Genomic DNA, 5,246 nt, shown 5'->3' with positions numbered 1-5,246 from the left:
CTGGCCCTGGGTGTCGATCTGCAGGAACCGGCCGACGATGGTCTTGATGGTGGAATTGTACTGGTTGATCTCGGTGATCAGCTGCCGCTCGGCGTCGGTCAATGCTCGCGGCTCGGCGGCGCCCGGTTCCTGTGCAAGCGCCGGGAAGGCGGCGAGGAGGGCGGCAAAAGCGATGAAGCTGCGGCGGATCATCTGGGCGGGGTCCTTCGTGGTCCTGACGGTGGAAGATGCCTCTAGTTAGCAATTGCGGCAACAGCTAGAAGGTTCCGGGTCGGCCCGATGGCCGCCCGCCTCATACTTGTGTCCTTTTCCGCCTGACGCTTCAGCACCCATGGCTTTCACCAGCACCTTGACCGGCGCGATCCGGGCCCTAGCGGCGCGGGCGCAGCGCCCCGATCGCATCATCATCTTCGGCAGGAACGAGGGGTATCACGCAGAGGCGGTGGCGCCGGGCGCCCCGGTCTGGCAGGGGATCGAGGGCGTCGGCGAGGTGGTGATCGCCGAAACGACGGGCGAGCTGTTGCGGCAGGGGTTTGCCGGGGGACGGCAGAGCATCGTCATCATGCTGCGCGAGCGCAACCTCAAGCGCTACCCTAGGCTGTTCTGGGGCCTGAGCCCGAGCCGCCGGGCTGTGGCGATCTGTCACGACAAGATCCGGTTCGCGGCCTTTGCCGAGGCGAAGGGGCTCGGCGAACTGGTGCCACGGCGCTATGGCGAGAGGGAGCTCCGGTTCCCGGCTGTGATCAAGCGGCCGCGCATGGCCAATGGCAGCGGCGTTGCCGTGGTGAGCTCGGCGGCGGAACTGGCCGAACTGCGGCAGGTCGAGCCTTGGGCCGGCCATCGGCTGCTGATCCAGGAACTGGTCGAGGGCAACCTCGACTGCGTCACCCACTGCGTGGCGCGGGGCGGCCGCATGGTGTGGCACTGCTCGTACCAGTATCTCATCGATCCGGTAACGCGGGTGCAGCGGCCGACGACCATCGTCGGGCGGCGGCGGCATGAGCTCAACGGGGACGAGCAGGCGCAGCTCGAACGGTTCCTCGTCGCGCTCGACTATAGCGGCCCGGCAGTGTTCGACTACCGGCGGGGTGCCGACGGGCGGCTCAAGGTGTTCGAGATCAACGCCCGCTTCGGCGGCTCGCTGTATCGCAGCGAAAACATCGAGGATTTCCGGGCGGCGATGCAGGCGGTGATCACGCATGCCGCGCCGCCGGGGCTGTTCTCGATCTAGGCTAATAGGCCTCGGTGCCGCCGCCGGCGAGGATTTCGCGCTTGCCGGCGTGGTTGGCGGCGGAGATGACGCCTTCGCGCTCCATGCGCTCGATCAGCGTCGCTGCCTTGTTGTAGCCGATGGCGAGGCGGCGCTGGATGTAGGAGGTGGAGACCTTCTTGTCGAGTAGCACGACGTTGACGGCCTTGTCGTAGAGCCCGTCGCCCGAGCCGCCGTAGTCGTCGCCGCCGGCGGGGACGCCGTCTTCGTCGAGTTCGTCCTCGTCGGCGGTGATCGAGTCGAGGTAATCGGGGCTGCCCTGCGACTTCAGGTGTGCGACGATCGCCTCGACTTCGCTGTCGGAGACGAACGGACCGTGCAGGCGCCGAATGCGGCCGCCGCCGGCCATGTAGAGCATGTCGCCATTGCCGAGCAGTTGCTCGGCGCCCTGCTCGCCGAGGATGGTGCGGCTGTCGATCTTCGACGTCACCTGGAAGCTGATGCGGGTGGGGAAGTTGGCCTTGATGGTGCCGGTGATGACGTCGACCGAGGGGCGCTGGGTGGCGGTGACCATGTGGATGCCGGCGGCGCGGGCCATCTGGGCGAGGCGCTGGATGGCGCCTTCGATGTCCTTGCCGGCGACCATCATCAGGTCGGCCATTTCGTCGACGATGACGACGATATAGGGCAGCGGCTCGAGGTTGAACTCCTCGCTCTCGAAGATCGCCTCGCCGGTTTCGCGGTCGAAGCCGGTTTGAACGGTGCGGGTGATGACCTCGCCCTTCTGGGCGGCTTCGGAGACGCGCTGGTTGAAGCCGTCGATGTTGCGCACCCCGATCTTCGACATCTTGCGATAGCGGTCTTCCATCTCGCGGACGGCCCACTTGAGCGCCACGACCGCCTTGTTGGGGTCGGTGACGACGGGGGTCAGGAGGTGCGGGATGCCGTCGTAGATCGAGAGTTCCAGCATCTTGGGGTCGATCATGATCAGCCGGCACTGCTCGGGGGTCATCTGGTAGAGCAGCGACAGGATGAAGGTGTTGATGCCGACCGACTTGCCCGAGCCGGTGGTGCCGGCGATGAGCAGATGCGGCATGCGGGCGAGGTCGGCGATGATCGGCTCGCCGCCGATGGTCTTGCCGAGGCAGATCGGGAGCTTGCCCTTCATCTTCTCGAAATCCGACGAGGCGAGCATTTCGCGCAGGTACACCGTCTCGCGCAGCTCGTTGGGGAGTTCGATGCCGATGGCGTTGCGGCCGGGCACCACCGCGACGCGGGCGGAGATGGCGCTCATCGAGCGGGCGATGTCGTCGGCGAGCGAGATGACGCGGGATGACTTGATGCCGGGTGCGGGCTCGAGCTCGTAGAGGGTGACGACGGGGCCGGGGCGGACGTTGATGATGTCGCCCTTGACGCCGAAATCGTCGAGCACGGATTCGAGTTTTCGCGCCATGGCTTCTAGCCGTTCAGGGGCGTGCTCGGGGCTGGTGCCCTTGTGCTTGGGCTGGGCGAGGAGGCTGAGCGCCGGGAGCTCGAAACCCTGGGGTTCGTCGAGGAGCGAGCCCTGGGCTTCGCGCACGGCGCGGCTGCCGGGCTGCGGACGAGGGGCAGGGGCGGCGACACGTGGAGAGGCGGCTGCGGGGGCGCCGTTGCGGGCAGCCATGGGGCCGCGCAGCGGCGTCTGCATCTCCCAGCGCGGCATCTCGGCGGAATCGTCGTCGGTCTCGGGGTAGTCGTCGAAGGGCGGCTCCTCGTGGGCGGCTACGATCGAGCGGCGTTCGATGGTGAGAGGAGGCTCGGCGTTTACCGAGGGGGCCCGGCCGTGAAGGCTCGGCTCGACCGCTTCGCCGCGCCAGGCATTGGCCTCGGCTTCGGCGGCACGGCGCTCGGCAAGGCTGGCGCGGGCCCGGCGGAAGGCGGTGCGGGCGGAGTAGCCGAGGTGCACGGCGGCGCCGAGGACCACGTCGAAGATGGAATCGCGGTCGGAGTCGTCGTCTTCGGGATCGGCCGCAGCGGCGGCCTTGCCGGCGCCGGCTTTCGCCCGGCCCTTGCCCTTGGGCATGTCGGGTAGCTTTACCTTGCCGAGGCCGGTAGCCACCCAGAACAGGGCGATGGTGGGGGCGGCGATGATGATGGCGAAGAGGGTGGCGGTGACCGGTTGCGGCGATTCGCCGGTGACCAGCACGGCGAGATTGGTGAAGCCCGTCCCCATGAGGCCGCCGAGCCCGGTGGGCAGCGGCCAGCTCTGGGGCGCGGCGATGAAGGCGAAGAGGCCGCAGCTCAGCAGGGTCGCGGCGATCCAGGTGATGAGGCGAAGGCCCATGCGCGAGGCGACGCGATGGCGAATCAGCCCCCAGCCCCAGAGCGCGGGCGGCACGAGCAGGACGAGCGTCCCTAGCCCGAAGACCTGGAAGGCGAAATCGGCGATCACCGCGCCGGGAAAGCCCAGCCAGTTCCGCGCCGGCTCGCCCGAAGCATAGGAGAAGCTCGGATCATCCACCGACCAGGTGGCGAGCGAGACGAGGACGATGGCCACGACGCCAAGCAGGATCGCACCCATCAGGCGGACGGGTATGCGAATCGCTATGGCGGGGACAGTTTCTCGGCGGGCGTCTTCGAGCAGGTGCTGTGCCGGCATCGTCTGGTACACTCTACAACTGGAACGCTGAACCGGCCGCAGACGGCGCGCCGATCGAAGGCTGATCCTAGGAGGTTAGGGTTAACTCGGAGCTAACCGGGAAGGTGGGATCGGCATGACCGAGCGCGATGCCGCGGCAGCTGAATTGCTTTGTCGCGCGAGTTGGCTACGATCCCGGCAATGAACGACGAACGCTATGCCGAGGCCGTACGACACCACCAGCAGGGGCGCCTCGCGGAGGCGCGGCGGGGCTATCTGGAGGTCCTGGCGGCCAATCCAGGGCATGCCGATGCGCTGCATCTCCTGGGGGTCGCCGACTTCCAGCAGGGCGAGGCCGAGGCGGGGGTGCGGCGCATCGCCGAGGCGATCCGGCTGCGGCCGGACGACGGACGGTTTCATGGCAATCTCGGACTGGCGCTTGCTGCGGCCGGCCGGTCGCCGGAGGCGCTCGAGGCCTATGACCGTGCGCTGGAACTGGCGCCCGACTTCGCCGAGGCGATGGCCAATCGCAGCGTGACGCTGGCGGAGCTTGGCCGGCGGGAGGAGGCGGTTGCGGGGTTCGAGCGGGCCGCCGGGCTCAGCGAGGGCAGGGCGCCGCTGCAGGCCTCGATCCTGGCGCGGCTCGGGGCCGCGCTCACCAAGCTGGGCGATAGCGCCGGGGCGTATGAGGCGCTGAGCCGCTCGCTCGAGATCAATCCCGGCAACCTGCAGGCGGCCGGGGCCCGGCTGTTCGTGCTCAACTATCTGTCGGATGTTCCGCCCGTGCAAATGGTCGAGGAGGCGAGGGCGTTCGGCGGGCTGGCGGCTTCGCAGGCAAAGATGCGGTCCTCGCACCGGAATACGCCGGAGCCTGACCGGCCGCTGCGCGTAGGCATCGTTTCGGGAGACTTAAAGTCTTCCTCGATCTCGCGGTTCCTCGATCCCCTGCTGGAGATCGACCCCGAACAGTACCGGGTCCATGCCTACTATACGCGCAGCCGGGTCGACGAGGTCACGCGGAAGCTGCAGGCGGGCCTTCCGGTGTTCCGGCAGATCGACAGCATCAACGATTCGGCGGCGGCCGCGCTGATCGAGGAGGACGGGATCGACGTGCTTTGCGATCTGTCGGGCCACTCGTCCGGCAACCGGATGGGGCTGTTCGCGCGGAAACCTGCGCCGGTGCAGTTCACCTGGCTCGGATATTTCGCGACCACCGGACTGGCGGCGATGGACTATGTGCTGTGCAACGACGTGGTGGTTCCGCCGGCGGAAGAGTGGCAGTGGGTGGAAAAGCCCTGGCGCATGCCGAGTACGTATCTCTGCTTTTCGCCGCCCGGTGACGAGATCGACCCCGCACCCGGGCCGGCCGTTCGCGATGGGGTGGTCACCTTCGGCAGCTTCAACAATTTCAGCAAGCTG

At 67.8% G+C, this 5,246-nt stretch carries 3 protein-coding genes and 1 pseudogene; 2 read left to right on the top strand and 2 right to left on the bottom strand.

Annotated features, from left to right (window positions below; genetic code table 11):
* Nucleotides 1-192, bottom strand: a pseudogene (locus JWQ89_RS12900) (hypothetical protein); the annotation flags it as partial.
* A gap of 139 nt (nucleotides 193-331) precedes the next feature.
* Between JWQ89_RS12900 and JWQ89_RS12895 the strand changes: the two are divergent.
* Nucleotides 332-1,231 (top strand): hypothetical protein, encoded by a 900-nt coding sequence (locus JWQ89_RS12895; protein WP_299641638.1) that lies wholly within the window; start codon nucleotides 332-334, stop codon nucleotides 1,229-1,231.
* 1 nt (nucleotide 1,232) lies between these two features.
* Here JWQ89_RS12895 and JWQ89_RS12890 read toward each other — a convergent pair whose 3' ends face one another.
* Nucleotides 1,233-3,848 (bottom strand): DNA translocase FtsK, encoded by a 2,616-nt coding sequence (locus tag JWQ89_RS12890; RefSeq protein ID WP_299641636.1) that lies wholly within the window; start codon nucleotides 3,846-3,848, stop codon nucleotides 1,233-1,235.
* A 180-nt stretch (nucleotides 3,849-4,028) separates the two neighbouring features.
* Between JWQ89_RS12890 and JWQ89_RS12885 the strand changes: the two genes are divergently transcribed.
* A partial coding sequence (locus JWQ89_RS12885) for a tetratricopeptide repeat protein (protein WP_299641635.1) occupies nucleotides 4,029-5,246 on the top strand: 1,218 nt, incomplete at its 3' end.

The sequence above is a fragment of the Devosia sp. genome (assembly GCF_028290645.1).
Lineage (GTDB): Bacteria > Pseudomonadota > Alphaproteobacteria > Rhizobiales > Devosiaceae > Devosia_A.
This window is presented reverse-complemented; position numbering and strand designations above follow the sequence as displayed.

What these genes read in the sequence shown, in the direction of transcription:
- JWQ89_RS12890 (WP_299641636.1), bottom strand. Translation starts at nt 3,848, where the DNA reads ATGCCGGCACAGCACCTGCTCGAAGACGCCCGCCGAGAAACTGTCCCC.
- JWQ89_RS12895 (WP_299641638.1), top strand. Translation starts at nt 332, where the DNA reads ATGGCTTTCACCAGCACCTTGACCGGCGCGATCCGGGCCCTAGCGGCG.